This is a genomic window from Pseudomonas sp. E45-MNA-CIBAN-0222 (assembly GCF_040310405.1).
Lineage (GTDB): Bacteria > Pseudomonadota > Gammaproteobacteria > Pseudomonadales > Pseudomonadaceae > Stutzerimonas > Stutzerimonas stutzeri_AC.
Genome location: NZ_JBEOPU010000003.1, coordinates 278,606 through 304,806, shown reverse-complemented (window position 1 = coordinate 304,806; position 26,201 = coordinate 278,606). Strand labels below are relative to the sequence as shown.

At 62.5% G+C, this 26,201-nt stretch carries 24 protein-coding genes and 1 pseudogene; 5 read left to right on the top strand and 20 right to left on the bottom strand.

Annotated elements, in window-relative coordinates; genetic code table 11:
- Nucleotide 1 precedes the first annotated feature (1 nt).
- The 3 genes from AAEZ08_RS06975 to AAEZ08_RS06965 all read right to left on the bottom strand — a co-directional run bounded on the left by AAEZ08_RS06975 (nt 2) and on the right by AAEZ08_RS06965 (nt 2,885).
- Complete coding sequence (locus AAEZ08_RS06975; protein WP_427702748.1) at nt 2-1,339, bottom strand: sensor domain-containing protein; 1,338 nt, start codon at nt 1,337-1,339, stop codon at nt 2-4.
- Nucleotides 1,340-1,474: 135 nt separating this feature from the next.
- Nucleotides 1,475-2,287: an MBL fold metallo-hydrolase gene (locus AAEZ08_RS06970; RefSeq protein WP_500123955.1), complete on the bottom strand. Its 813-nt coding sequence runs from the start codon at nt 2,285-2,287 to the stop codon at nt 1,475-1,477.
- A 4-nt stretch (nt 2,288-2,291) separates the two neighbouring features.
- The gene (locus tag AAEZ08_RS06965; RefSeq protein WP_500123954.1) at nt 2,292-2,885 is read right to left on the bottom strand and encodes a glutathione S-transferase family protein; all 594 of its coding nucleotides are present in this window, start codon (nt 2,883-2,885) and stop codon (nt 2,292-2,294) included.
- A gap of 134 nt (nt 2,886-3,019) precedes the next feature.
- Between AAEZ08_RS06965 and AAEZ08_RS06960 the strand changes: the two genes are divergently transcribed.
- Nucleotides 3,020-3,580, top strand: a complete 561-nt coding sequence (locus AAEZ08_RS06960; RefSeq protein WP_003283820.1) for a TetR/AcrR family transcriptional regulator — start codon at nt 3,020-3,022, stop codon at nt 3,578-3,580.
- Nucleotides 3,581-3,611: 31 nt separating this feature from the next.
- Here the strand turns inward: AAEZ08_RS06960 and AAEZ08_RS06955 are convergent.
- Nucleotides 3,612-6,692: pseudogene (locus AAEZ08_RS06955) on the bottom strand (efflux RND transporter permease subunit).
- A 5-nt stretch (nt 6,693-6,697) separates the two neighbouring features.
- Nucleotides 6,698-7,798 carry an efflux RND transporter periplasmic adaptor subunit gene (locus AAEZ08_RS06950; RefSeq protein WP_427702716.1) on the bottom strand — a complete coding sequence of 367 codons (1,101 nt, stop codon included), beginning with the start codon at nt 7,796-7,798 and terminating at the stop codon, nt 6,698-6,700.
- A 93-nt stretch (nt 7,799-7,891) separates the two neighbouring features.
- On the opposite strand from AAEZ08_RS06950, the gene AAEZ08_RS06945 reads away from it, so the two are divergent.
- Nucleotides 7,892-8,527, top strand: coding sequence for a TetR/AcrR family transcriptional regulator (locus AAEZ08_RS06945; RefSeq protein ID WP_500123953.1), 636 nt, complete (start codon nt 7,892-7,894; stop codon nt 8,525-8,527).
- 32 nt (nt 8,528-8,559) lie between these two features.
- Here AAEZ08_RS06945 and AAEZ08_RS06940 read toward each other — a convergent pair whose 3' ends face one another.
- From AAEZ08_RS06940 to ppc, 7 genes are all read right to left on the bottom strand, one after another.
- Nucleotides 8,560-9,336, bottom strand: coding sequence for a class I SAM-dependent methyltransferase (locus tag AAEZ08_RS06940; RefSeq protein WP_181066872.1), 777 nt, complete (start codon nt 9,334-9,336; stop codon nt 8,560-8,562).
- 65 nt (nt 9,337-9,401) lie between these two features.
- Entirely contained in the window at nt 9,402-10,094 is a 693-nt protein-coding gene (locus AAEZ08_RS06935) for an extensin-like domain-containing protein (protein ID WP_036991701.1), read from the bottom strand.
- Between the two features lie 73 nt (nt 10,095-10,167).
- Entirely contained in the window at nt 10,168-11,028 is an 861-nt protein-coding gene (locus AAEZ08_RS06930; RefSeq protein WP_500123978.1) for a DUF72 domain-containing protein, read from the bottom strand.
- 11 nt (nt 11,029-11,039) lie between these two features.
- Nucleotides 11,040-11,387 (bottom strand): hypothetical protein, encoded by a 348-nt coding sequence (locus AAEZ08_RS06925; protein ID WP_058064326.1) that lies wholly within the window; start codon nt 11,385-11,387, stop codon nt 11,040-11,042.
- A 64-nt stretch (nt 11,388-11,451) separates the two neighbouring features.
- Nucleotides 11,452-12,129, bottom strand: a complete 678-nt coding sequence (tsaB, locus tag AAEZ08_RS06920) for a tRNA (adenosine(37)-N6)-threonylcarbamoyltransferase complex dimerization subunit type 1 TsaB (protein WP_003283829.1) — start codon at nt 12,127-12,129, stop codon at nt 11,452-11,454.
- Nucleotides 12,130-12,273: 144 nt separating this feature from the next.
- Nucleotides 12,274-12,921, bottom strand: coding sequence for an adenylate kinase (gene adk, locus AAEZ08_RS06915; protein ID WP_003283830.1), 648 nt, complete (start codon nt 12,919-12,921; stop codon nt 12,274-12,276).
- Between the two features lie 244 nt (nt 12,922-13,165).
- Nucleotides 13,166-15,805 (bottom strand): phosphoenolpyruvate carboxylase, encoded by a 2,640-nt coding sequence (ppc, locus tag AAEZ08_RS06910; protein ID WP_058064327.1) that lies wholly within the window; start codon nt 15,803-15,805, stop codon nt 13,166-13,168.
- A 251-nt stretch (nt 15,806-16,056) separates the two neighbouring features.
- Between ppc and AAEZ08_RS06905 the strand changes: the two genes are divergently transcribed.
- The 3 genes from AAEZ08_RS06905 (at nt 16,057) to lptF (ending at nt 17,921) form a co-directional block, all read left to right on the top strand.
- A complete protein-coding gene (locus AAEZ08_RS06905) occupies nt 16,057-16,395 on the top strand; it encodes a hypothetical protein (protein WP_058064328.1) in 339 nt (112 codons plus the stop codon).
- A gap of 299 nt (nt 16,396-16,694) precedes the next feature.
- Nucleotides 16,695-17,087 carry a DUF4398 domain-containing protein gene (locus AAEZ08_RS06900; protein ID WP_003283833.1) on the top strand — a complete coding sequence of 131 codons (393 nt, stop codon included), beginning with the start codon at nt 16,695-16,697 and terminating at the stop codon, nt 17,085-17,087.
- A gap of 51 nt (nt 17,088-17,138) precedes the next feature.
- Nucleotides 17,139-17,921 (top strand): lipotoxin F family OmpA-related lipoprotein LptF, encoded by a 783-nt coding sequence (gene lptF / locus AAEZ08_RS06895; RefSeq protein ID WP_003283834.1) that lies wholly within the window; start codon nt 17,139-17,141, stop codon nt 17,919-17,921.
- A gap of 99 nt (nt 17,922-18,020) precedes the next feature.
- Here lptF and AAEZ08_RS06890 read toward each other — a convergent pair whose 3' ends face one another.
- The 8 genes from AAEZ08_RS06890 to AAEZ08_RS06855 form a co-directional block, all read right to left on the bottom strand.
- Nucleotides 18,021-18,347 carry a PA3694 family proteiin gene (locus tag AAEZ08_RS06890; RefSeq protein ID WP_003283835.1) on the bottom strand — a complete coding sequence of 109 codons (327 nt, stop codon included), beginning with the start codon at nt 18,345-18,347 and terminating at the stop codon, nt 18,021-18,023.
- 60 nt (nt 18,348-18,407) lie between these two features.
- Entirely contained in the window at nt 18,408-19,154 is a 747-nt protein-coding gene (locus AAEZ08_RS06885; RefSeq protein ID WP_003283836.1) for a TIGR00266 family protein, read from the bottom strand.
- 58 nt (nt 19,155-19,212) lie between these two features.
- Nucleotides 19,213-19,872 carry a Bax inhibitor-1 family protein gene (locus AAEZ08_RS06880; RefSeq protein ID WP_500123952.1) on the bottom strand — a complete coding sequence of 220 codons (660 nt, stop codon included), beginning with the start codon at nt 19,870-19,872 and terminating at the stop codon, nt 19,213-19,215.
- 49 nt (nt 19,873-19,921) lie between these two features.
- Nucleotides 19,922-21,217 (bottom strand): flavohemoglobin expression-modulating QEGLA motif protein, encoded by a 1,296-nt coding sequence (locus AAEZ08_RS06875; protein ID WP_058064331.1) that lies wholly within the window; start codon nt 21,215-21,217, stop codon nt 19,922-19,924.
- A gap of 95 nt (nt 21,218-21,312) precedes the next feature.
- Nucleotides 21,313-22,815, bottom strand: a complete 1,503-nt coding sequence (lysS, locus tag AAEZ08_RS06870; RefSeq protein ID WP_058064332.1) for a lysine--tRNA ligase — start codon at nt 22,813-22,815, stop codon at nt 21,313-21,315.
- A gap of 223 nt (nt 22,816-23,038) precedes the next feature.
- A protein-coding gene (gene prfB / locus AAEZ08_RS06865) for a peptide chain release factor 2 (protein ID WP_102819460.1) occupies nt 23,039-24,134 on the bottom strand; the annotation gives its coding sequence in 2 pieces (ribosomal slippage) (nt 23,039-24,061 and nt 24,063-24,134; 1,095 coding nt in all).
- Nucleotides 24,135-24,291: 157 nt separating this feature from the next.
- Nucleotides 24,292-25,038, bottom strand: a complete 747-nt coding sequence (locus AAEZ08_RS06860; protein WP_500123951.1) for a tellurite resistance TerB family protein — start codon at nt 25,036-25,038, stop codon at nt 24,292-24,294.
- 44 nt (nt 25,039-25,082) lie between these two features.
- Entirely contained in the window at nt 25,083-26,192 is a 1,110-nt protein-coding gene (locus AAEZ08_RS06855; protein WP_500123950.1) for an NADH:flavin oxidoreductase/NADH oxidase, read from the bottom strand.
- Between the last annotated feature and the right edge of the window lie 9 nt (nt 26,193-26,201).

The window sequence follows — 26,201 nt, the reverse complement described above, 5'->3', positions numbered from 1 at the left end:
TTCAGTCGCAGTCCTGTGGCTGTCCGCCTCGGGCCTTCATCAAGTACATGCGTTCATCGGCCTGCTTGAGCAGCTGCGCCTCCGCCTCACCATCCTCCGGATAGAGCGCGGTGCCTATACTCAAGCCGATTGCGAGGTCATGCCCGGCAACACGCATTGGCTGCTTGAAGGCGCTGCGGATCTTGTCGACCACATGGCGCGCGTCCTCCGCCTCTGCGATGTTTTCCAGCAGCACCACGAACTCGTCGCCTCCCAGCCGCGCGACGGTATCGGTGTCGCGCACGCAGTGCGTGAGGCGATCAGCCACCGCGCGCAGCAGCTGGTCGCCGCCGCTGTGGCCGTAGGTATCGTTGACCTGCTTGAAGCGATCCAGATCCACGTAGAGCAAGGCGACACGTCCACCATTGCGCCGTACCCGCGCCAGCGCCGTGTCCAGGCGATCGCGAAAACAGGCGCGGTTCGGCAGGCCGGTGAGTTCGTCGTACTGCGCCATCCGGTGCAGGCGCGCATACAGCTGCTTGCGCTCGATTGCCGTTACCACCTGAGTGGAGACGAACTGCAGCAGCTCTTGATCCTTCTCGGTGTAGGGAGCCGCCGTGCTCTTGAGCATCAGCACGCCGATGACCCCCTCGCTCGAGTTGAGCGGTACACCCAGCCACCAGGCGTGGGTATCCCCGTCGCTGCGCGGAAGCGCCAGCGCAGGCATCGAGTCCGCATTGAAGCGCAACGGTTGCGCGCCGTGTAGAACGGAAAAACACAGGGACGCCGCGGGCTCCATGGGGAGGCTGGTCGAGTCGAGCGCCAGCGCCTGGTAGGGATAAGTCAGCTCGCCGCTGGCAGCATTGCGGATGGCGACGATGAAATCGTCCACCGGCAGGAGCTGAGCGATGGTCAGATGAATCTGCTGATACAGCGCGGCGAGGTCCTTGGCGCCGTGCGCCGCCTCAGAGATCGAATAGAGTGCCGCCTGCATCGCTTCGGACTGCTTGCGCTGGGTGATATCGCGCGCCACACCAATACGCAACTTGCTGTCCGCTGACCAGCAGGCTGACCACATGATGTGCGCCACACTGCCGTCCTTACGCACATAGCGGTTCTCGAAGTGCAGCAGCGGCTGATCGGCCATGACCTCACCGGCGGCAGCCATGGTTCTGGCACGGTCTTCGGGATAGACCATCTCGATCATCTGCTTGCCCACCATCTCCTCCGGCTTGTAGCCGAAGATGCGCTCGCAGGCGGCGCTGACATAAACCAGATGGCCTTGCGCATCGACCACGCAGATGGCATCCAGCAGCAGATCGATGACACTCGCCAGGGGCGCGCAGCTATCCGTCTTCACAGCGGCAGACCTACTTCGGCCATTGGGCACGGGCCGAGCGATCGGGGCAGCGCCGTCACGCGGCTGATCGCTCATTCCCACATCCTAAGCATCGCCCAAAACCAGACTGACCGCGGTGTTTATTTCAGCGGCGCCTCACTCTACCCAGTGCGGATAGAAGCCGAGCGCGACCTGGGTGTTGGCGTCCTGCAGCGCGACAACTTCCTCTGGCGCATCGCCGGCGTCCCGACCCAGTCGGTCGCCGCGAAAGAAGAAACTGCGGCCATCGGCGAACGTGAGGAACAGACCAACCGCGCCATGACCGTCCAGCGGCACCAGCACGACCTGGCCGTCGCCGAACAGATCAAGGCTATGCCGGTGCTCCCGATAGGGGCTCGCCTGGAACCCCAGCGACTGCCAGCGGACCGGGTGGCGAAACTGGCTGGGCAACACCGCGGGGGGCGTGGCGACCTTCAGATAGCTCAGGCTATCCGCGCTGGCCAGTACCGGCACCTCGGGATAGTCGGCCAGCCCAGAAACGTGCTCCCAGCGCACGCAACCCAGCACGATACGGTCGATCTCCAGTCCATCCTCTTCCAGCTGATCGCGCACCGGGCGCACGTTGGCGTAGCGCTTGGTTCGCCAGGGCAGCTCGGCGTCCAGCTGCGCGTCGATCTGCCGACCGAGCCCGGTCCCGAACAGCAAACGGCTGCCGCGATGCTCGATCAGGATCGCGATGTGCTGAGTCGGTGGCGGCTCGTGCCAACCGTTCCGTCCCAGCAGAAAGTCGCCACTGTCACTCTGTGCGGTCCTCACTAGGCTGAAGCGCAACGCTTGCTCCGCCGAAGCAATTTCGACGAAGCCAAACAGCGAGACTGCCAGCCCGATCACTAGCATCAGCGGTGCTCCGATCCGTAGGCTCGAGTGTGGGACCCGCTCGCCGGACATCCAGCCATTCTGCGCGTTCATGGCGTCACAACCCCGGCATGCCGACATAACCCGGCAGCGCGCGGATGCGACCAAACCAGGCCTGCAGCGCCGGATATGCAGCCAGATCGAGCCCGCCGTCACCGCCCAGCGCGACGTTGGGGTAGACGGCGATGTCGGCAATGGTCGGCTCGCTGGTCTGCGCCAGCCAGGCATGCTGCGCGAGATGCCGCTCCAGCGTACGCAGGGCGCTTGCGGCTCGTGCCTGGGCCAGCGGCTCGTCGATGGGTCGGCCGAACAGCTTGCCCAGCCGCACCGTGGCCGGACCATGTTGCACCTCGTTGGCGGCGAAGCTCAGCCAATTGGCGATGTGGCCCTGGGTCTGGGCGTCGTGCGGGTACCACGCACTGGCATAGCGCTGGGCCAGATAAACCAGGATCGCCTGGGAATCGCCAAGTCGAAAGTCGCCGTCCTCGAGCACCGGAATCTGCCCCCGCGGGTTGATTTCCCGAAATGCAGGCTGCTTCTGCTCGCCCGCCAGTAGATTCACCGGCACCAGCTCGACTGGCTGGCCGATCAGGCTGAGAAACAGGCGAACCTTGTGGCAATTGCCGGATAGGGTCAGGTCGTAAAGCTTCATGGTGTTGCCCTCGTGATTGGCTGTGACTGGATAATAGACAGACCTGTCTGTACACTGCAAGCACCAGCGCAACTCCGCCCAACTGGAGCAAGCCGCGAGCGCTCCCGCATAATGTCGAACCACAGGAGGTATCCATGGCATCGAACAAGCGCGACCAGTTGCTCAACACCGCAGAGAATCTGTTCTATCGCGAGGGTTATCACGCCACCGGCATCGACCGCATTCTGGCCGAATCCGGTGTGGCCAAGATGACCCTGTACAAGCACTTCAAGTCCAAGGACGAGCTGATCCTCGCCGTACTGGAAGCGCGCCACGAACTGATGCTGACACGCCTGCGCGAACGCGCCACCAGGCTGCCGCCGCGCGAAGCGCTACTGGGAATTTTCGATGGATTGCACGGGATGATTCACGGCAAAGACGCGTTCTGCGGCTGCCTGTTCATCAATGCAGCGGCCGAATATCACGACCGCGACCACCCGATTCACCGCCGCTCGTCCGCCTACAAGGCAGAGCTGCTGGCCTACCTGCGCGAGCTGCTGGAGCGTCTGGATGCGCCGCAGCCGCTGCAGCTGGCGCGCCAACTGCAATATCTGCTCGAAGGCGCACTGAGCATGGCGCATATCGAAGGGCCGGGCGAGCAGGCGCGGGACGCCAAGGTCGCCGCCGAACGACTGCTCGAAGCCGCCGGTATCTAGGCGCGCCGCAGCGGACACGCCCTTTTGCCGTTCAGAGGGTGCTGGCTTCGTCTTCCCGGACCTTGAACCAGGCGGCATACAGGGCTGGCAGGAACAGCAGCGTCAGCGCCGTGGCGACGATCAGACCACCCATGATTGCCACCGCCATCGGCCCGAAGAAGATGCTGCGCGACAACGGAATCATCGCCAGCACCGACGCCAGCGCAGTCAGCACGATGGGCCGGAAGCGCCGTACCGTGGCTTCGACGATGGCGGTGAAACGTGCATGACCGACACCGATGTCCTGCTCGATCTGATCCACCAGAATCACCGAGTTGCGCATGATCATCCCGGACAGCGCGATGGTGCCGAGCATAGCGACGAAGCCGAACGGCTGGCCGAACAGCAGCAGGAACAGTGCGACACCGATGATGCCCAGCGGCGCGGTGAGGAACACCATGGCCGAGCGTGAGAAGCTCTTGAGCTGCGCCATCAACAATGTCAGCACCACGATGATGAACAACGGCATGCCGGCGTTCACCGAGCGCTGGCCACGTTCGGAATCCTCTACCGTGCCGCCGACCTCGAGCAGGTAGCCGCCGGGCAACTGATCGCGAATGTCCGCCAGGGTCGGCTCGATCTCGCGCACCAACGCGGCTGGCTGCTGTTCTCCGTACACGTCGGCGCGCACGGTGACCGTCGGGAGGCGATTGCGATGCCAGATCACACCCTCCTCGAAGCCGTACTCCAGCGTCGCCACCTGCGACAGCGGCACACTGCGACCGCTCTCGGTGGGAATCGCCAGGCTCGGCAGCATCGACAGTTCAAGACGTTCACGCTCTGTTCCGCGCAGGAGGATCTCGATCAGCTCATTGTCCTCGCGGAACTGGCTGACGCTGGCACCAATGAAAGTGCGCCGCAGGAAGCCGGACAATTCGGCGGTGGTCACACCCAGCGCACGGGCGCGGTCCTGGTCGACGTTGAGCCGGACCATCTTGCTCGGCTCCTGCCAATCCAGATGAACGTTGGCCACGTGCGGGTTCTCGTTGACCTTGGCTGCAACCTGGCGGGCCAACCCACGCACTACATCGATGTGTTCGCCGGTGACCCGGAACTGCACCGGATAGCCCACGGGCGGGCCGTTCTCCAACCGCGTGACACGACCGCGCAAGTTCGGGAAGTCCTCACGCATGCGCTCTATAAGCCAGTCGCGCAGAGATTCGCGGGACTCGATACTGTCGGCCAGCACGACGAACTGGGCAAAGCTGGATGCCGGCAACTGCTGATCCAGCGGCAGGTAGAAACGCGGCGAACCGGTGCCGACATAGGCCACATAGTTGTCGATGCCCGCGCGCTCTTTGAGCAGCAGCTCCAAGCGCCGCACCTCCGCCTCTGTGGCTTTGAGCGAGGCACCTTCGGCCAGCTTGATATCTACCATCAGCTCCAGGCGGCCCGACGCCGGAAAGAACTGCTGCGGGACCATACGGAACAGCACCACCGCGGCAACGAACAGTGCCAAGGTAAGCAGGATCACGGTCTTGCGGCGGCGCACGCAGAACGTCACGACGCGGCGCACGCGCTGGTAGAAAGGTGTCGAGTAGGGATCGTGGTCGTCGCCGGCAGCGCCGTGCTTGTTTGCCGCATGCTTGGCCAGATCGGGCAGCAGTTTCTCGCCGAGCAAGGGTACGAAGACGACCGCTGCAATCCAGGAAGCAATCAGGGAGATGGCGACCACCTGAAAGATCGAACGGGTGTATTCGCCCGTACTTGAGTCGGCTGTGGCAATCGGCAGAAAACCCGCCGCGGTGATCAGCGTACCGGTCAGCATCGGGAAAGCCGTGCTATTCCAGGCGAAGCTGGCGGCCTTGAGACGGTCGTAGCCCTGCTCCATCTTGATCGCCATCATCTCGACCGCAATGATCGCGTCGTCCACCATCAGCCCGAGAGCCAGTACCAGGGCGCCGAGGGAAATCTTGTGCAGGCCGATGTCCAAATAGTTCATCGCTGCGAAGGTCATCGCCAACACCAGCGGAATCGACAACGCCACTACCAGCCCGGTACGCACGCCGAGCGAGAAGAAGCTCACCAGCAATACGATGACCAGCGCTTCGATCAGCACTTTGACGAACTCGCCGACGCTGGTCTTCACCGCCGCGGGCTGATCCGACACCTTGCGCAGCTGCATCCCCGCCGGCAGCTCCTCCTGCAGGCGGGCGAACTCCTGTTCCAGTGCCTCGCCCAGCACCAGGATGTCTCCACCGCTTTTCATCGAAACCGCCAGCCCCAACGCCGGCTCGCCCATGAAGCGCATGCGCGGCGCGGGCGGGTCGTTGAAGCCGCGATGCACCTAGGCCACGTCGCCAATACGGAAGGTGCGACCGGCAACGCGGATGGGGAAATCACGAATCTCCTTGACCGTCTCGAAGCTACCGGTGACGCGCAGCTGCACCCGATCGCTGATCGTCTCGACGAAACCGGCGGCAGTCACCGCGTTCTGCGCCTCCAGCGCCTGGCGCACGGCCTCCAGCGGAACGCCGAGCGTGGCCAGCTTGACGTTGGAGAGCTCGATCCAGATCTTCTCGTCCTGCAGGCCGATCAGCTCCACCTTGCCGACATTCTTCACCCGCTGCAGTTGCAGCTGGATGCGGTCGGCGTAGTCCTTGAGAATCGCGTAGTCGAAACCGTCGCCGGTCAGCGCGTAGATGTTGCCGAAGGTGGTGCCGAACTCGTCATTGAAGAAAGGCCCCTGCACACCCGGCGGAAAGGTGTGCTGGATGTCACCGATCTTCTTGCGAATCTGGTACCAGAGGTCGGGAATGTCCTTTGAGCGCATAGAGTCGCGCGCCATGAAGGTGACGTTGGATTCACCCGGCCGGGAGAACGAGACGATGCGCTCGTACTCGCCGGTTTCCATCAGCTTCTTCTCGATGCGCTCGGTGACCTGGCGCGACATCTCTTCGGCGGTAGCGCCCGGCCATTGCGTCTGGATGACCATGGCCTTGAAGGTGAACGGCGGGTCCTCGCTCTGGCCGAGCTTGCTGTAGGACAGCGCGCCGACGATCGCCAGCAGCAGCATCAGGTAGACGACGATCTGCCGGTTCTGCAGCGCCCAGGCGGAGAGGTTGAAGCGCATCGCGATTACTCCTGGGCGGCCAGCTCGACGGGGCGATTGTGGCGATCCACCGGACGCACCGGCTGGTTATCGCTGAGCATCTGCACCCCGGCCAGGACGATCCAGTCGTCGGCCTCCAGCCCTTCGAGGACCGGCACGAGCTGCTCACCGAAGGGCCCTGTCCGAACCTCGACACGCTCTACGGTGGAGTCGGCCTTGAGCCGCCATACGTGCGCCCTGCCCTTTTCCGCACTGAGCGCCGAGAGCGGCACCGCCAGCGCCACCTCGCCATCACGACGAATGCTGACCAGCGCGCTCTGGCCAAGCTCTGCGGGCACTTCCTGCTCGCTGAAGGCGACGCGCGCGGAATAGGTTCGCGACTGCGCATCGGCGGCTGGCGAGAGTTCGCGAATCTTGCCGAGATAGTGGCGCCCCGGTTGCGACCACAGCTCGACCTCGACGTCCTGGCCAACCCGGTAGCGCTCCAGCGATTGCTCCGGCAGATCGATGGCCACTTCCCGCTCGCCATCCGCCGCCAGCACGAACGCGGTCTGCCCAGCGGCGACCACCTGCCCTACCTCGACTCGGCGCTGCGCGATCAAGCCGTCGCTGGTGGCACGCAATACTGCGTAGTCGACCTGGTTGCTGGCCACATCGAATTCGGCGCGGGCCTGCTGCAAACGGGCAGCCGCAGCGCGATAGGCGTTGTCGGCATTATCGAACTGCGACTGGCTGACCAGCTGGCGACCGAGCAGCGCCTGATAGCGGTCGTGTTCGGCCTTGGCTACGCGCAGATTGGCTTCCGCTGCCGCCACCTGGGCGCGCATACCGTCCAGCTGCAGTCGCACGTCCTGCGGATCGAGACGTGCCAGGGGCTGATCCTTGCGTACGCGATCGCCCGCCTCAACCAGGCGCTCGACAACCTTGCCGCCGATGCGGAAGGCCAGTTCCGGCTCGTATCGCGCGTGCACCTCACCGGGATAGCTTTCGCGCGATTCGCTGGCAGGCTGCGGCTGCACCACCATGACCGGACGAGGCAGCTGCTGCGGCGGCTCGCCATTGCCGCAGGCGACCAGAACAAGTGCACAACCGAACATAGAGGCAAGGGACAAGGCATGTCGGAACACGATGAAGTCTCTCTGTCGCGAAGCGGATTGGAATACTTATACTGCGCGGTATAGTAAAAATACCGTACCAGCCAGTCCACTATTAAAATGCCCATGACAGAAAACCATTCCGTATCGCCTGGCCCAGGACGCCCGAAAGACCCCGCTAAGCGCGAGGCTATCCTCGCTGCCGCGCAGGTGCTGTTTCTCGGCAATGGCTACGAAGGCAGCAGCATGGAGGCCATCGCCGCCGAAGCCGGCGTTTCCAAGCTCACGCTGTACAGCCACTTCAAGGACAAGGAGGCGCTATTCAGCGCAGCCGTGAAGACCACCTGCGAAACCCGCCTGCCAAGGCGGTTGTTTCAGGTGGAGGAAGATTGCGATATAGAAGAGCTGCTGCTGGCGATCGGCGGCGCCTTCAATGAGCTGGTCAACAGTCCCGAGTCCATCGGCCTGCATAGGGTGATGGTGGCGATGGCGACGCAGAATCCGGGGCTGGTGAAGATGTTCTTCGATGCCGGCCCCCAGCAGCTGCTGTGCGATCTGCAACAGCTGTTCACCAGGGCCAACGCACTGGGCCTGCTGGATATCGACGACCCACTGCGAGCGGCCGAGCACTTCTGCTCATTGATCAAGGGAGCCCAGCATTTCCGCCTGCTGGTCGGCTATGCCGAGGCGCCAACCAATGAGGAAGTCAACCTGCACGTACGGGATGCAGTGAGCGTATTTCTGCGCGCCTATCGCCGCTGACCTGAGCAAGCGAGAGGTTGCGGACTGGTGAATCAGCCCTGCAGCTTCTTTTTTGGATAGATGTCGTAGCGGCTGGATTTGCCTTCCAGGCTGTAGCCGGGCTTACTGCCCTCGATTGCCGGCGCCTTGCGCGGACGCTTGACCACGACGCGATGGCTGGCCAGCTCCAGCGCCGCTGCCAGCAGCGCCGGCGCGTCCATATCGTCGCCGACGAAGGGGCGGAACAGGCGCATCTCCTTCTTCACCAGCGCACTCTTGTCGCGATGGGGAAACATCGGGTCGAGATAGATGACCTGCGGCGCTTCACCCTGCCACTGAGTCATCAGCTCGATGGCATTGCCCTTTAGCAAGGTCATCCGCGCGGCGATCGCGCCAACCTCGGCATCCACTGCCGCGCGACTCAGGCCATCCTCCAGCAGCGCGGCAATCAGCGGCTGACGTTCGATCAGGCTCACTTCACAGCCCAGCGTCGCCAGCACGAAGGCATCGCGCCCGAGCCCGGCTGTAGCATCCAGCACCCGTGGCCGGATACCGGGCTGGATGCCAACGGCCTTGGCGATCATCTGCCCGCTGCCACCGCCGAACTGACGTCGATGCGCGGCGGCCCCCTCGACGAAGTCCACCCGCACCGGGCCCGGCGCCTGAGCCTCGAGCACCTGCAGCTGCAAGCCGTCCGCGCCAATCTGCAAAGCGAATTCGGCGGCATCCGCCGTTACCGGAAAGCCAAGACGCTGCGCCCAATCATGGGCTGCAGCCGTGAACTGCGGGGCGAGAGGCTCGACTCGAACCAGGGGGTTGCGTGCGGACATGGGGCACCCAGCGGTCATGGAAAACGGCGCATTGTGCCAGAGCATCCCGGGCTGCGCCTGGGTCGTCAGCGGCACATGCCGAAGCCACCCATGTCGACGTGGAAATGGTCGTGGTGGGCCGCGTTGTATTCCGGCCCGAGCGTCACATTGAACGCATCACAGGCTGCATCGCGAACCAGACGCAGGAAACGCGCCTTGTCGCCGTCGCCCTGCCAATCCCGGGCCACGGTGATGCGGGTGCCATCCTTCAGATGAAAACCGGCCATATCCAGGGCATTGGCGCTGGCATGCTGGCTGCGGCGATTGCTGCGCGCGATGTTGCGACAGGCGAAGCTGCCGAAGTGATCGATGCGCACCACCGGTTGGCCGAATACTGCCTGGGCTGCCGGCTGAAGCCCGTGCAACTCGAACATCGCGTAAGCCGCTGCCAGCGGACAGGTAGCCAGAAACGGCCCATTGAAACGTACGTCCGAACCCTGCACACGTACGCTGTTCTCCACCGGACATCCTGGCTCCGGCGTACTGTCCGGCACGGCTGCATAGCGCAGCGGCGCCGTGGCGAGCGCCTGCTCGCAGAGCGTTCGGTCCTGCTGCAGCCGGCGAAGTTTGAGCGGCGTCAGCAGGTTTGGCGGCTCACGAATGTCCAGCGGCGCCCAGGGGTTCCAGCGCGGCGGGACCTCGATCAGCTCCTGCCGCACCGCCAGGGCGAAGCCGGCAAGCAGCACCAATAAAAGAAGAAAAAATCTGCCAAAGGTCATTTCTTATGGGCAACACGGAGCGCCCGAAGTTGACCGCGATGTTTTACAAAACTGGTCGAACGGCAGCGCTTGCTCAATCGGCAAGCAGCGACAGCTGAGGCGCCGGTTGAAATGAAGGCAAAGGTGGCAGGCCTGGTAGACGCTCACTCAGCTGAGCGTGAAAACGCATCGCTAACTCGGGTGCACGGTGGTTGTCCGGCGTATGCAGATAGACGTGCGGTGACTTGCCTGCCTCGATCCAACCGGCCACCTTATCCAGCCAGGGCGTCATGAACGTGTCATTCGCCTCCAGCAGTGGGTGGCCGACGAAGCGCAGCTGCGGCGAATCGCTGAATGCCACCGGACGCACCGGCAGACGCGGCTTCTTGCTCTGCGCATGCAACACGGCAGGATCACGAGACAGGCAACTGAACAGCGCGCGGGTATCGAGGCAGATGCGTTCGATGCCGCGATCACGCAGCAATCGATTCAATGCGCGCTCACCGTCGCCCTTGTCGAAGAAAGCCGGATGCCGCACTTCGACTGCCAGCTTTGCGGCGAAGCCATCGATGAACGCCCCAATCTCGCCCAGGCGTGAAGGACCTACGCTGGCGGGCAGCTGCAGCCAGAATGGTGTAACCCTCTGGCCCAGAGGCACGAGCAACTGTTGAAAAGCGTGCGCCAAGTCCAGCGCCGCGTGCAGATCATCAGCTTGACTGACATCCCGCGGAAACTTGGCGCAAAAGCGAAAGCCGTCAGGCATCTGGCCAGCCCAACGCAAGACCTTCTCCTGCGAAGGCCACGCATAGAGCGTGGTATTGCCCTCAACCGTATTGAAGATCGAGCAGTAGCTGGCTAGAAAGTCCGATGCGCGCGTATCCGCCGGATACATCGAGCCTAGCCAGGCACTCTCATTCCAGGACGGACAACCGAGGTAATAGGGAAGCTCTGACAGATCGAACCGCCTCAGGCGTAGAGGTCGAGCCCGAGCACTTCGGTACCGTCAGGATCGACGGTGAAGCTAGCCGTACTGGCGTAGCTCGCCAGCGCCTGGGCGACGCGACCGGACAATGGACGCTCTGGCTGAGGTTCGTCGTAGCGGAACGCTGAGTAGCGCTCGACCAAGGCACTTGAGTTGACCCGCTGCTGGGGGCGCTCGGCCTGGGGTTGGTAATCCTGCCCGGCGGAGCGACTGTCGATACCACGCTGCGCCTGTGCGACACGCTGCGTTTCCCCATAGCTGTCCGCCGCCCTACCGGTACGGGCAGAACGATCTGTTGAATAGGGAACAGGAAAGGAACTTTCGACGCGCATGATTCGACTCGATCAAAGGCCCAGCGACTCTAACGGGCAGCCAAGGCTTTGGCAACGCCCCTCGTCATTTGATCCCTTTGGGCGTAGCAACATTGTCACGCAGGTAGACTGGCTGGGCCTGATCAGCCTCCAGCGCCTCGCCGCGCTGCCAGGCGAATGTCGCCAGTTGCAGCAGATCCTCGGCATGGGGAAGCATGCCGGCATCATGCCCACGTACGGCCGCGGTTATCCGCTCGGCGTAACCCCAGCCGGTGCCGGCGCCAAACCAGTCGTCCCCCGCATCACGTGGCAGCACAGCCTGCTCGGGAGGCAGCACTGCCTCGCAGCCGACCAGTTGCATTTCCCCAGCTTGCTCGCGGTAGCAGCCCCAATAGACCTCGTCCATGCGTGCGTCTATAGCGGTTGCGACCTGTGCCGCTCCGTGCTCGCGCCAGGTGCGCTGGGCGATAGTTGCCAGCGTGGAAACCGGCAGTACCGGGCGCTGCAGCGCAAATGCCAGCCCCTGCACGACACCGATGGCGATTCGCACACCGGTAAACGCACCTGGCCCCCGCCCAAAGGCGATCGCATCCACCGCCGACAGCGCAACCCCGGCCTCGCCGAGTAGCGTCTGCACCATAGGCAGCAGCCGCTGGGCATGCAGACGCGGAATCACTTCGTAATGACTCAGCACCCTGCCGTCGTGCAACAGGGCGACTGAGCAGGCTTCGGTGGCGGTATCCAGGGCCAGCAGAGTGGTCATCGGGTCGGTCCGGTCGGTAAAAAGGCGCCGATTCTAACGTATTCGCGAAGCGGGTTCTTTCGCACTCGTCCTGACCTCCGGGCAAAAAAATGCCCGTATCTTTCGATACGGGCATTTTCATCGGTTCCTGCAAGGCTGTGCTGATCAGCTAAGCGCAGCAAACACCTTGGCAGTGATTTCGTCCACCGAACCGACGCCTTCGATACAGCTGTACTTCGGCGTGCCTTCGGCAGCTGCCAGGCTCTGGTAGAAATCCACCAACGGCTTGGTCTGCGCATGGTAGACAGACAGGCGATGACGCACGGTTTCTTCCTTGTCGTCTTCACGCTGGATCAGCTCTTCGCCGCTCTCGTCGTCCTTGCCAGCAACCTTCGGCGGGTTGTGCTCTGTGTGGTAGACACGACCCGAAGCCGGGTGCACACGACGACCCGCGATACGGCCGACGATTTCCTCGTCGTCCACAGCGATCTCGATAACGTTGTCGATGCGTACGCCGGCTTCCTTCAGGGCTTCCGCCTGCGGAATGGTGCGCGGGAAACCATCGAACAGAAAGCCATTGGCGCAATCCGGCTGAGCGATACGTTCTTTGACCAGATTGATGATCAGGTCATCGGAGACCAGGCCGCCTGCATCCATCACGCTTTTGGCTTTCAGACCCAGCTCGGTGCCGGCCTTGACGGCTGCACGCAGCATGTCGCCCGTGGAGATCTGCGGAATACCGAATTTTTTGGTAATGAAGCCAGCCTGAGTACCTTTTCCGGCACCGGGTGCTCCCAGCAGAATCACACGCATGATGAGTCCTCGAGTTTCTTAGAAGGGGGTGACTCTGCCAGCGGGCCGGCTCGGCTCATCGCTGGCGAATCAAAAATTCTGGTTTGCCGCCATGCGACAAAAGGTTGAACACGATACACAGCGCACCGGGGCGGCACAAGCCGTCCCGAAAACGTCTATCGAGCCTCATAAATGTCACGATTCGACGCGAGCTCCGGCTAACAGGCCGATCATGCCCGACGGTTAGCCGGGCAACGGCTGAACGTTATCCGGTGTTGCGCAGGCCCGCGGCGATGCCCGCCACGCTAACCAACAGGGCCTGCTCGAGCGGGCTCTCGGCCGGGCTTTGGCACTGCCTGGAACGGGCGAGCAGCTCGATCTGTAGCAGGTGCAACGGATCAAGGTAAGTGTTGCGCAAGCTAAACGCTTCCTGGGTCTTCGGGCTGTGATCGAGTAGATCGACCTGGCCTGTCACACTGAGTACAGCGCCCACCACCTGCGACAATCGGTCACGCAAATCGCCACCCAGAGACAGCAGCTCCGGTTGCACCAGGCGTTCGTCGTAACGCCGCGCGATATCCGCATCGGCCTTGGCCAGCACCATTTCCAGCATATCGATTCGCGTGCTGAAAAACGGCCAGCGTGCGCGCATCTCCGCCAGTCGCTCACCTTCTCCGCGCTCCAACGCGCCATGCAGTGCCTGTTCCCAGCCAAGCCAGGCAGGCAACATCAGGCGAGTCTGGGTCCAGGCAAAGATCCACGGAATGGCTCGCAAGCTCTCCACCCCACCCTCTCGGCGCTTGGACGGACGACTGCCCAACGGCAGACGGCCCAGTTCGAGTTCGGGTGTCGCCTGGCGGAAATAGTCGACGAACAGCGGATGTTCGCGCACCACGCCGCGATAGGCCGCCACACCCTCGGCGGCGAGACACTCCATGGTTTCACGCCATCCCGGCTCCGGCATAGGGGGCGGCAACAATGTCGCCTCGAGCACGGCAGCAAGGTACAGGTTGAGATTATGTTCGGCGATATCCGGCAGCCCGAACTTGAAGCGAATCATCTCGCCCTGTTCGGTGGTGCGGAAACGTCCCGCAACCGAACCCGGCGGCTGCGAAAGGATTGCCGCATGCGCCGGACCGCCACCACGCCCGACAGTACCACCACGGCCATGGAACAGCAGCAGTTCGACATCATGCTCCCGGCACACCTCTACCAGCTGCTCCTGAGCACGATACTGAGCCCAGGCGGCGGCAGTAGTGCCCGCGTCCTTGGCGGAGTCGGAGTAGCCGATCATCACCTCCTGCGGGCCATGCAAACGCTGTCGATAGCCCGGCAACGCGAGCAGTCGGTCGATGATCGGTGCAGCATTGTTCAGGTCGTCCAGGGTCTCGAACAGCGGCACCACACGCATTGGCCGCTGCAGGCCCGCCTCTTTGAGCAGGAGTTGCACGGCGAGCACGTCGGAGGCCGCGTGTGCCATGGATATAACGTAAGAGCCCAGTGAAGACGCAGGAGCCTCAGCGATTACTGCACAAGTGGCCAGCACCTCGGCGGTGTCAGCCGACGGGTGATAATGCGCCGGCAACAGCGGCCGGCGATTGCCCAGCTCATGTTGGAGCCAGTCCAGCCGACGCTGCTCGTCCCATTGCTGATAGTCGCCCAAGCCTAGGTAGTCGGTGATTTCCGCGAGCGCTGCGGCATGGCGAGCGGCGTCCTGGCGGATGTCCAGGCGCACCAGGAACAGTCCGAATACAGCCAGGCGCCGCAGGCAATCGAGCAGCGCGCCATCGGCTATCACGCCCATACCGCAAGCATGCAAGGAGCGATAGCACAGTTCCAGCGGCCGACGCAGTTCCACGCAATCCTGCAGCACTTCCGCCGGTGCCGGCTGGCCATGCTCGATGGCGGCACGCGCCCACTCGCGCGTCGCGCGCAATCGCTGGCGCAGCGGCTTGAGCAGCACCCGATAAGGCTCGGCCGAATCGCCAGTCTGGCGTAACAGCTCTTCGCAAGCTTCGCTCATGGACAACGCGGTAATCAACCCCTCTATCTCGCGCAGATAAAGGTCCGCCGCCACCCAGCGAGCAGTCAGCAATACCTCGCGGGACACCATCGCTGTCACGTTCGGATTGCCGTCGCGGTCGCCGCCCATCCAGGACGCGAAACGGATCGGCGCGGCTTCCAGTGGCAGATGCAGGCCGGTCAGGCGGCGCAGCGTCGCATCCGTCTGACGAAGTACGTTGGGCACAGCCTTCCATAGAGAATTCTCAATGGCGGCAAAACCCCATTTCGCTTCCTCCACCGGTGTCGGCCGATTGCGCCGAATCTCCTCGGTGTGCCAGACCTCGGCGATCACGCGCTGCAGCTGCAGTTCGATTCCCGCCTGCTCGGCTGCCGATAGATCGGTGTGGTCTCGTGCCGCCAACTGCTCGGCAATGGCGTCGTATTTCTGGATCAGTGTGCGCCGAGACACCTCGGTGGGGTGAGCGGTGAGTACCAGCTCGATGTCCAGACGACTCACTTGTCGCGCCAGGAACTCGTCGTCGTGCCCGGCGGCTTTCAAACGTTCGAGCAAATCGGGGAATACGCCGATTTCGAAGGGTGCCGGATCGTCTGCGCTGCGACGCCGCACCTGGTGGTACTGCTCGGCGATATTGGCCAGATTGAGGAACTGGTTGAACGCCCGGGTCATCGGCAGCAGTTCGTTCTCGTCGAGACTATCCAGAGTCTCGGCCAACAGTTGCGCGCCCTCGGCCGATCCCCTGCGGGCCGCCTTGGCGCCCTTGCGAATGCGCTCGATCTTGTCGAAGAACTGATCTCCGTGCTGCGCACGGATGGTGTTCCCGAGCAGTTCGCCGAGCAGGTGTACGTTGTCGCGCAAGCGCGCATCAATGATTTTCGCCATGACCTATTTGCTCCTCCCGCCAATGCCGCCGCCCCACGCGTGCCGCATACGCGCGGCATGCGCGACTGACTCGCCGCTTTTGATCAGACGCACCGCGGAGAAAACGATCCTGAACGGCTACGCTGAAATTACCTCCAACCAGAGTGCCCACCACGCTCGGCCCTGACAAGGCATCAATGCGGCGGAGCATTTTGGCGCAGGCACGATTGCACAAGTCATTACCGCCCGTCAGCGTGGGCGAAGGAGTAATCATGAGAATTTCCGAGCTTGTCAGCCATTGGGAAAGGGATGCCAAAGGCCGCATGAGCCAGACCAGCTACAACATTCCGCTGGATGTCGAGAGCGCTGCAAGGCTCGCGGCTCTCGCCGAGATGTACCCCAAGCGCAGCACCGAAGCGCTGCTCGGCGAACTGGTCGGTGCGGCGCTCGAGGCGGTCGAAACCAGCTTGCCGTACGTGCGCGGTACCCAGGTGATCGCTACCGACGAGCAGGGCGACCCGGTTTACGAAGACGTCGGCCCTACCCCGCGCTTCCTCGAACTCTCGCGCAGACATCTGCAGCAGATGCTCGATGAGGAGTCGCAGTCTTGATGTTGATCTAACCGGTAATAACCACCGGCTAGCACTCCAACCCGGCGCCCGATACGGGCGCCTGTATCTCGAAGGCTAGGCCGTGAAAGTCCCTCCCGCCTAGACGCTCTGCGCTGCCGCAGCAGCACTCCGGTGTCCGTCTGCTCGTTTACAACCGCTCTAGCTCGCCAACTTTGACGGAACGATTGGCGCCGTTTGGCCTCACAACAATATGTCCCGACATCGGTAGTGCCCTAATCAGCCCACTGCATGACCAGGGACGGTAGCTATCCGTAATGCAATCGCACTGGAGACTGACCATGAACAAAGCTGTCGCAAACCACGCTTCGAGATTTCAGCTACCCAAGCTGGCAGCCATTGCGCTTGGCGGCCTGCTATTGACGGCATGTGCCGGCAACCCACCGACCGAGCAGTTCGCCGTGACTGAGTCGGCAGTGCGCAGCGCAGTCAGCGCCGGCGGCACCGAGTTCGCCGCAGTGGAAATGCGCGCCGCACAGGAAAAATGGAAAGAGGCCGAAATGGCCATGCAGAAAGAGGACTACGAGCGTGCCCGCAAGCTGGCCGAACAGGCTGAGTGGGATGCCCGAGTCGCTCAACGTAAAGCCGAAGCAGCCAAGGCTCAAAAGGCCGTCGACGACGCGCAGCAGGGTATCCGCGAGCTACGCGAAGAAGGCATGCGCAGCGTTCGCTAATGCGCGCCCAGGTTCGACATTCCATTTACAGCAGCAAAGGATGAACTCGTCATGCATAAGCTCGTAACCCTACCCACTATGCTGGCTCTGAGCATTGGCTTGGTGGCCTGCGCAACCCAGCCCAACGAAAACCTGGAAGAAGCGCGTAGCAGCTTCTCAGCCCTACAGAGTGATGCACGCGCCAGCAAGGTCGCGGCCCTGGAAACTCAAGACGCCAGCAACATGCTGGACAAGGCGAACAAGGCCTACCTGGACGATGCCGACAAAGAGACCGTAGATCAGCTGGCTTACCTGACCAAACGCCGCATCGAACTGGCTGAGCAGACCATCGCGCTGCGTGCAGCGGAGCAGGATCTGGGCAAGGCCTCGGCACAACGAGCCGAAGCCCGCCTCGAAGCCCGCGATGCGCAGATCCGCAAGCTGCAGGAAGACATGCAGGCCAAGCAGACCGAGCGCGGTACCCTGGTAACCTTCGGTGATGTGCTGTTCGATTATGATCGCGCCGAGTTGAAACCCGGCGGCATGCGTAGCGTGCAGAAACTTGCTGAGTTCCTGATCGACAACCCCGAGCGCAAGGTGATCGTCGAGGGCTACACCGACAGCACCGGCTCAGCGGAGTACAACCAGCGCCTGTCTGAGCGCCGTGCCGACTCGGTACGCATGGCACTGGTGAAGATGGGAGTCGATGCGCAGCGCATCGTGTCCCAGGGCTACGGCAAGGAATACCCTGTCGCCAGCAACAGCGACTCGTCCGGCCGTGCGATGAATCGTCGCGTGGAAGTGACCATCTCCGACGATAACAAGCCTGTGGCACCGCGCTCTTCGATGCGCTGATCCAGCGTAACAAGGCAAACGAACGCTCCCGACGCCATCAACGCGTCGGGAGCGTTTTCGTTTTCAGCACATAAGCAAACGGTCAAGCCAAGCGGCGGCTCAACGTAGCAAGCCAGCAGGCACCTGCTCTTCCATGCAGCGCACCGCGCGCTTCTTGTTGTCCACCAACACACCGGTCAAGCCTTTCTGTTCGGTATCGAACAGCACCAGCACGCCATCAATACACTGGGCCACCTGCGAAGCCGGCTTCAGCGACACACGATAGTCTTCGCCGGGCACGGTCTTGAGCATGGTGTAGTCAGCCAGCAGCAACGCATCTTCAGGCTTGGCGATATGCACATAGCCGTAATAAGTCAGTACGGCGACCGTAGCAAACACGCTGCCGATGGCGGTGAGGATCAAGGGAATGGGATTGCGTTCGGACATGGACGATCTCATCGAGGCAAAGAGGCGTATTGTGGCAAATTCGGACGTGACACAGGCCGCTCATTTACCGCCAGCGCGGGTTTCTCCGCGGGCCTGATAGGTCGCCTCGTAAACCCGCTCGGCCAGGCGCGAGAACGGCAGACTCTGGATCCATACGCTGCCGGTGCCCTTGAGGGTGGTAAGCAGCAGCCCTTCCCCGCCGAACAACATGCTTCTGAGGCCGCCAGCGAGCTGAATGTCATAGTCGATACCCGGGGTAAAGGCGACCAGGCAGCCGGTGTCCAGACGCAGGGTTTCGTTATTCAGCTCTTTGCGAATCACCGTACCGCCGGCATGTACGAAGGCCAGCCCGTCGCCATCCAGACGCTGCAGAATGAAGCCCTCGCCACCGAAGAACCCGGCGCCGATACGTTTGCTGAAGCTGATGCCGATACGCGTACCGTAGGCCGCACAGAGAAAAGCGTCCTTCTGGCAGATGAGTTGCCCTCCGAGCGCGGCGAGATCTACCGGCACTACCGTCCCGGGATACGGCGCGGCAAACGCCACGCGGGCCTTGCTCTTGCCCTGATTGGTAAAGTGCGTGAGGAACAACGACTCGCCGGTGATCATCCGCTTGCCCATGCCCAACAGCTTGCCGAGCACACCGCTCGCCGAGCCATCGCCCATGCGTGCTTCGAAGCGCACGCCATCGGTCATGTAGTTCATTGCGCCGGCCTCGGCGATCACCGTCTCACCGGGATCGAGGATGATTTCCACGCTCTGCGCGGATTGCCCGAGGATTTCGTATTCGAGTTCGTGACTGGCCACGGCGAGTTCCTGATCCTGTGATTGCAGCGCGACGAGAGCGGCCTTGGCCTGCCCTCGCCTACTTGCGCCCGAGAATGCGCAGGATACGCAGGAACAGGTTGATGATGTCCATATAGAGCGCCGCGGCACTGTCGATGGCGTTGTCCAGCGTCTTGGGAATCTGGTTTGCCCGCCCCCAGTCGACGCCCACGTAGCCGCAGAAGATCAGCACGACGATCCAATCGATCACGCCAAGGTGGATGCCGAGGATGAACACCTCGACCAGCTCGACGACGATCACCAGCAGCAACGCGATCGTCAGCGCGCCAGCGATGCTGGCGAAGAACTTTGGAAACAGCGTACCCAGCACCATCATGCCCAGAGTGACCAACGCAGTGATGCGGATGGCCTCATGCACCAGCGCCGCGTCGTAGCGGCTGACCACCAGGTTGACGATGAGTCCGAACGGCACCACCACCAGGTTGTAACCGAGGAAACTCACCCAGGGCTTGTTCGAGCTATGAAATAACCAAGCGCCGGTCAGGCAGCTAGCGAAATAGCCACCGAAGAACAGCCAGGGATGGATGCTACGAATGGCCTCGACCGGGATGTTACCAACCATCCACCAGTTGACCCAGAAGCCCCAGCAAAGCGTGAGGCCGATGACGAGGTTGTAGGCGGCGGGCGAGAGCGTGCGATCCATAGGGCTCGCACGTCGGGCAAAGACGGAATTTTCCATGTTGAACGCTTCCTTGCGTGATGAGTATTCGGTTAGCCGACGCAGAGCGTCAGAGAATGTTCGCGTAGTCGGCTTCGATGCGATCCAGGCTCAGGTGATTCAAGAAGTTGGAGAAGCACATCCAGGCCGACAGCGCGTTGAGATCCTGAAACTGCTGCGGCAGGTACTTGGGCGGCACCACCATGCCCTCGTCCACCAGTTGGCGCAGTGTGCGCATGTCCTCCAGCGTGGTTTTACCGCAGAACAGCAGCGGGATTTGCTCGAGCTGGCCTTTGCGCACGGCTAGCTGGATGTAGTTGTAGATCATGATGAAGCCCTTCAGGTAGGACAGGTCCTTGGTAAAGGGCAGACCATCAGGCGTCGAGCCACGGAACACGCGGCTGGCGTTGCTGTAGCAGTCGTCGTCGCCATAGCCCTGCTCGCGGAAGAAGGCGAATACGTCGAGGAAGTCAGCGCCCTCCTCGGCCATGTGGATGGCGCGGGTGCGGTTGGTCAGCTTGCGCAGACGCGTCGGGTAGGAGGCGAAGGCGATCACCTCCATCAGAATCGCCAGACCTTCCTGAGTCACCGTTGAGGATGGCGGCCCCTTGGCCAGGAAGGTGCAGATCGGCTGGTTCTGGCCGTTAAGCGTGGTGCCGACGTGCACCAGGCCTTCATGAACCTCCAGCGCGCGCACATCACGCTCGTTGAACAGCGCATCGCTGCGAATCTTGATGTAGTCGGCACCGGCGGCCGCATCGGCGAGGATGCCGTCGGATTCGAAGACGCGGATCACGCCCTCGCCTTCGCCGAACACCATGTCCAGCCGCTTCTGCAGCAGCTCGACGGCCTGCGGCGCGGTGAGATTCTTCGGCTCGTCGCGCAGGTCGCCACGGTCGGCGATGTTGTTCAGATAGTCGGACAGCATCAGGCCGAGATCGGCCAGGGTTGGGTCGCCGGCGTGGAAGGCATCGGACGCCGCGCCGTAGAGCTCCTGGGAGATCATGCCGAAGTCCGGCGTGCCACGCGCCTCGAGCATGCGGATGACCATGCGGTATTCCTTGCACATGCGCCGCATGATCTGCCCGACCGGGTTGAACTGGCCGAGCTGACGGGTGATGTCACGCTCGATGTCCTGGAATTCCTGCTTCTTCGCGCTGGAATCGAAGGCCAGCGGGCGGCCTTCGTAGTAGGCGCGATCAATCTTCGGCAGCTCGCGGCCCTTGGCGGCGAAAAAGCCCTGGCGGGTGTTCTCATCCCACTTGACCGCGTCCAGCACGCGCACCGGGGTTTGTGCCTCGACGATACGGTCGGACAGCGCACGCACAATGCTCTGGTATTCGTCCAGGTTGTTACGGGTATTCATCGCTACCTCTTCACGGATGATCCGTACCGTTGAGGTTATACCCGCAGATGCCTGCGTCAGCACACTGCGGGTTGGTGACCTTCACAGTCAGTGGATCAGACTTCCGGTCGCATGTGCGGGAAGAGGATCACGTCGCGGATCGACGGCGAGTTGGTCAGCAGCATCACCAGACGGTCGATACCGATACCCTCGCCGGCGGTCGGCGGCATGCCGTACTCCAGCGCACGCACGAAGTCGGCATCGAAGTGCATGGCCTCGTCGTCACCGGCGTCCTTGTCAGCTACCTGGGCGTGGAAGCGTTCGGCCTGATCTTCGGCATCGTTGAGCTCGGAATAGGCGTTGGCAATCTCGCGGCCACCAATGAACAGCTCGAAGCGGTCGGTGACGTTGGGGTTGCGATCGTTGCGGCGCGCCAGCGGCGAGACCTCGAACGGGTACTCGGTGATGAAGGTCGGCTGTTCCAGCTTGTGCTCGACCAGCTCCTCGAAAATCATCACCTGCAGCTTGCCCAGGCCTTCGTGACCGAGCAGCTTGGCGCCGGCCTTCTTGGCGAGGGCGCGGGCCTTTTCCAGGTCGTTGAGATCATCCGCGGTGATTTCCGGGTTGAACTTGAGGATCGAATCGAACACCGAAAGCCGTACGAACGGCTCACCGAAATGGAACACCTTGTCGCCGTAGGGCACGTCGGTGCTGCCCAGCACGGCCTGGGCCAACTCGCGGAACAGCTCCTCGGTCAGGTCCATGTTGTCTTCGTAGTCAGCATAGGCCTGGTAGAACTCGAGCATGGTGAACTCGGGGTTGTGCCGGGTCGAAACGCCTTCGTTACGGAAGTTGCGGTTGATCTCGAACACGCGCTCGAAGCCACCGACCACTAGCCGCTTGAGGTAAAGCTCAGGGGCGATACGCAGGAACATCGGCATGTCCAGCGCGTTGTGGTGCGTCTCGAAAGGCTTGGCCGCGGCGCCGCCGGGGATGGTCTGCAGCATCGGCGTTTCCACTTCGAGGAAGTCACGCTCGGCGAGGAACTTGCGGATATGCGCGATGATTTTCGAGCGCACGCGGAAGGTCTCGCGAACTTCCTCGTTGACCATCAGATCGACGTAGCGTTGGCGATAGCGCTGCTCGGTGTCGGTCAGGCCGTGAAACTTGTCCGGCAGCGGACGCAGCGACTTGGTCAGCAGACGCACGCTGCTCATGTAGACGTAGAGGTCACCCTTGCCGGAACGCGCCAGGGTGCCTTCGGCGGCAATGATGTCGCCCAGATCGAAGTGCTTGACCGCCTCGACCTGCTCGGCCGGCAGCGTCTTGCGATCGACATACACCTGAATGCGTCCGCTCATGTCCTGCAGGACCATGAATGGCCCGCGGTTGAGCATGATGCGGCCGGCAACCTTGACCGGAACGGCAGCCGCCTCCAGCTCTTCCTTGGTCTTCTCGGCGTACTGTTTCTGCAGGTCGCCTGCATAGCGGTCGCGGCGGAAGTCATTGGGGAAGGCATTGCCCTGCTCACGCACGGCAGCAAGCTTTTCCTTGCGCTGGGCAATCAGCTTGTTTTCTTCCTCTTGGACGGCGTGCTGGTTCAGCGGTTGTTCGCTCATGGTTTCAAAATGCCTGGAATCGAAATGAATGAATCCTGGGTAGGGTGCGCCGGAAGGCGTTTCGCTTCAGCCCACCAGGGACCTGCCCTATTTTGGTGGGCTGAAGCCCACCCTACATCTGACGCGCGGAACTCAAGCAGGGCGGGCTTCAGCCCACCGACTGCCCTGTCGCGGCGGGCTAAAGCCCAGTCTACGGTCGTGCCACTACTGTGCCCGGCAAGGCTTACAGGCCCTGCTTCAGACTGGCTTCCAAGTACTGGTCGAGGTCGCCGTCCAGCACCCTGTTGCAGTCGCTACGTTCCACGCCAGTGCGCAGATCCTTGATGCGCGAGTCATCAAGCACATACGAGCGGATCTGATGGCCCCAGCCGATATCGGACTTGGTGTCTTCCAGCGCCTGGGACGCCGCATTGCGCTTTTGCATTTCCTGCTCGTACAACCGGGCCCGCAGCATTTTCATGGCGGTGTCCTTGTTGGCGTGCTGGGAACGCTCGTTCTGACAGGCCACTACGGTGTTGGTCGGTACGTGGGTGATACGCACTGCCGAGTCGGTGGTGTTGACGTGCTGACCACCGGCACCGGAGGAGCGGTAGGTATCGATGCGCAGGTCGGCCGGGTTGATCTCGATCTCGACCCTATCGTCGATCTCGGGCGAGACGAACACTGCCGAGAACGAGGTGTGGCGACGCGCGCCAGAGTCGAACGGGCTCTTGCGCACCAGGCGGTGCACACCGATCTCGGTGCGCAACCAGCCGAAAGCGTATTCACCCTTGATATGAACGGTAGCGCCCTTAATACCAGCAACCTCCCCCTCGGACAGTTCGACGATCTCGGCACTAAAACCGCGTTTGTCGGCCCAGCGCAGGTACATGCGCAATAGGATGTTGGCCCAGTCCTGCGCCTCGGTGCCGCCGGAACCGGCCTGGATGTCCAGGTAGCAGTTATTCGGGTCCATCTCGTGGCTGAACATGCGGCGGAATTCCAGCTTTTCGAGGATGCCGCGCAGGCGATCCAGCTCGGCCGCGACGTCGTCCACGGCGCCCTGGTCGTCTTCTTCGACGGCCATGTCGAGCAGGTCACGGGAATCAGCCAGACCGCCGTCGAGGTCGTCAATGGTCTCGACGATCTGCGCCAGGGTGGCGCGCTCGCGGCCCAGGTTCTGGGCGTATTCGGGGTTGTTCCAGACGTTCGGGTCTTCGAGTTCGCGGTTTACTTCGACGAGGCGATCATGCTTCTGATCGTAGTCAAAGATACCCCCGAATTGACAGGGTGCGCTCGGACAGGTCCTTGATGCTGTTGAGGATCGGGTTGATTTCCATAAGTAGGCAGCTCTCAATCGGACGGTGCGAAAAGCCGGCGATTATAGCGCAGCTGACCGCGAGTGACAGCCCACGCAGGACCGCCAGCACGGTGAATGTCAAGCAGATTGACCAGCACGATACGAAAGCGCGAAATGCAGACCATCACCTCTGACTTTCAGCCGGAAACGCCGCGCACCTGGCTTTCCAGTTCCGCCTTTAGCTGAGGATCGAGCTTTAGTTGCCGGCCCAGTTCATCCAGGTAGGCGCGCTCCATGAACTGCTCCTCGTCGACCATCAGCACGCTGGCCAGATACATTTCCGATGCCATCTCAGGGGTGGTGGCAGCCGCCGCGACATCGACCGGATCCAGCGGCTTGTTCAACTCCGCCTCGAGCCAATGCTGCAACTCTGGATCATCGGTAAGCTGAGCCACTTCGGCTTCGATCATCTTGCGTTCCTGATCGTCGACATGACCGTCCGCCTTCGCCGCCGCCACCAGCGCCTTGAGAATGGCTCTGCTGTGTTCCTCAACCTGATCGGGCGGTAGCCGATCTACCGTCTTGGGTTCAGGCTGAGAAGCGCTTGGCTGACCCGCCACTTCTTGCTGTGCCTGCCAGTTGCCATAGGCTTTATAGGCAAGTACGCCAAGTGCTGCGAGACCACCATAGGTGACGGCCTTGGCACCCATCCGGCGACCACTCCGACTCGCCAGCAGCATGCCGAGCGCCCCGGTCGCCAACGCACCTTTTCCGCCACTGCCGCCACCAAGAATGCTGCCAAGCGGGCCGCCGACACCTGAGAGCATATCGCCGAGAGAGCCCCCGCCTTTCGAGGGTGTCGAGTGCGACCCCGAAGCTTGCTGCTTTTGCAAAAGGTCCTGGCCGGACTTGAGCAGTTGATCGAGAAGGCCACTGGTTTTCATTGAAGTCCCCATACGGATTTATTCAGGTTTGAACGAGCGAGCACTCAGTCAGACGGCTCGGACATCTGGCGAATAGGCGTATCGCGATGCGCGGCACGCACGTATTGCGCCGGCCAGGCCACGGAACTGTCGCGCAGGTCCTCGGCGGCATGCAGCGGCCAGTACGGATCACGCAGCAGTTCGCGGGCGAGCAGTATCAGGTCGGCCTGACCGGTGCGCAGTATGTGTTCGGCCTGCACCGCCTCGGTGATCATGCCGACCGTGCCGGTGGCAATGCCCGCCTCCTTGCGCACGCGTTCGGCGAACTGCGTCTGGTAGCCCGGCCCGACCGGGATGTCGGCGTTGGCCGCGGTGCCGCCAGACGACACATCGATCAGATCGACGCCAATGTCCCTGAGCCGCCGCGCGAGCTCGACGGTTTCGTCGGCGTTCCAACCGTCATCGACCCAGTCTGTTGCCGAGAGGCGGACGAACAGAGGCAACTGCTCGGGCCAGACCTCGCGAACAGCCGCCGTAACCTCCAGCAGCAAGCGGATACGGTTGTCGAACGAACAGCCGTAACGATCCTGGCGCTGATTGGACAGCGGCGAAAGAAACTGATGCAGCAAGTAGCCGTGGGCCGCATGTACCTCCGCGACCTTGAAGCCGGCCGCCAATGAGCGCTCGGCCGCCTCGACGAACGCCTGCACGATGCCCGCGATACCGGCGTCGTCCAGCGCCGTCGGCACTGCATGCTCCGGCGAGAAGGCAATGCTCGAAGGGCCAATCGGGGTCCAGCCGCCGGCAGCGATCGGCACACTGCCATGCTTGCCGAGCCAGGGGCGCCAGGTGCTCGCCTTGCGCCCAGCGTGGGCCAACTGCACGCCGGCGAACGCACCCTGCGCCTCGATAAAGCGGGTGATCCGCCGCAATGGCTCGACATGCTCGTCGGACCAGATACCCAGGTCGTCCGGCGAAATACGTCCCTCAGGGCTGACAGCCGTTGCCTCGATGATCACCAGCCCGGCGCCACCGACGGCTCGGCTGCCCAGATGCACCAGGTGCCAGTCGTTGGCCATCCCGGCCTTCGCCGAATACTGGCACATGGGCGATACGGCAATCCGGTTGGGCAGTTTGAGCTGGCGAAGGGTAAGCGGCTGGAAAAGCTGGGACATGACGGCCTC

Bases quoted from the DNA above. Each gene is read 5' to 3' on its own strand.
- AAEZ08_RS06970 (WP_500123955.1), bottom strand. From the start codon at position 2,287: ATGAACGCGCAGAATGGCTGGATGTCCGGCGAGCGGGTCCCACACTCG.
- AAEZ08_RS06965 (WP_500123954.1), bottom strand. From the start codon at position 2,885: ATGAAGCTTTACGACCTGACCCTATCCGGCAATTGCCACAAGGTTCGC.
- AAEZ08_RS06960 (WP_003283820.1), top strand. From the start codon at position 3,020: ATGGCATCGAACAAGCGCGACCAGTTGCTCAACACCGCAGAGAATCTG.
- AAEZ08_RS06945 (WP_500123953.1), top strand. From the start codon at position 7,892: ATGACAGAAAACCATTCCGTATCGCCTGGCCCAGGACGCCCGAAAGAC.
- AAEZ08_RS06940 (WP_181066872.1), bottom strand. From the start codon at position 9,336: ATGTCCGCACGCAACCCCCTGGTTCGAGTCGAGCCTCTCGCCCCGCAG.
- AAEZ08_RS06935 (WP_036991701.1), bottom strand. From the start codon at position 10,094: ATGACCTTTGGCAGATTTTTTCTTCTTTTATTGGTGCTGCTTGCCGGC.
- AAEZ08_RS06925 (WP_058064326.1), bottom strand. From the start codon at position 11,387: ATGCGCGTCGAAAGTTCCTTTCCTGTTCCCTATTCAACAGATCGTTCT.
- tsaB (WP_003283829.1), bottom strand. From the start codon at position 12,129: ATGACCACTCTGCTGGCCCTGGATACCGCCACCGAAGCCTGCTCAGTC.
- adk (WP_003283830.1), bottom strand. From the start codon at position 12,921: ATGCGTGTGATTCTGCTGGGAGCACCCGGTGCCGGAAAAGGTACTCAG.
- ppc (WP_058064327.1), bottom strand. From the start codon at position 15,805: ATGGCGAAAATCATTGATGCGCGCTTGCGCGACAACGTACACCTGCTC.
- AAEZ08_RS06905 (WP_058064328.1), top strand. From the start codon at position 16,057: ATGAGAATTTCCGAGCTTGTCAGCCATTGGGAAAGGGATGCCAAAGGC.
- AAEZ08_RS06900 (WP_003283833.1), top strand. From the start codon at position 16,695: ATGAACAAAGCTGTCGCAAACCACGCTTCGAGATTTCAGCTACCCAAG.
- lptF (WP_003283834.1), top strand. From the start codon at position 17,139: ATGCATAAGCTCGTAACCCTACCCACTATGCTGGCTCTGAGCATTGGC.
- AAEZ08_RS06890 (WP_003283835.1), bottom strand. From the start codon at position 18,347: ATGTCCGAACGCAATCCCATTCCCTTGATCCTCACCGCCATCGGCAGC.
- AAEZ08_RS06880 (WP_500123952.1), bottom strand. From the start codon at position 19,872: ATGGAAAATTCCGTCTTTGCCCGACGTGCGAGCCCTATGGATCGCACG.
- AAEZ08_RS06875 (WP_058064331.1), bottom strand. From the start codon at position 21,217: ATGAATACCCGTAACAACCTGGACGAATACCAGAGCATTGTGCGTGCG.
- lysS (WP_058064332.1), bottom strand. From the start codon at position 22,815: ATGAGCGAACAACCGCTGAACCAGCACGCCGTCCAAGAGGAAGAAAAC.
- AAEZ08_RS06860 (WP_500123951.1), bottom strand. From the start codon at position 25,038: ATGAAAACCAGTGGCCTTCTCGATCAACTGCTCAAGTCCGGCCAGGAC.
- AAEZ08_RS06855 (WP_500123950.1), bottom strand. From the start codon at position 26,192: ATGTCCCAGCTTTTCCAGCCGCTTACCCTTCGCCAGCTCAAACTGCCC.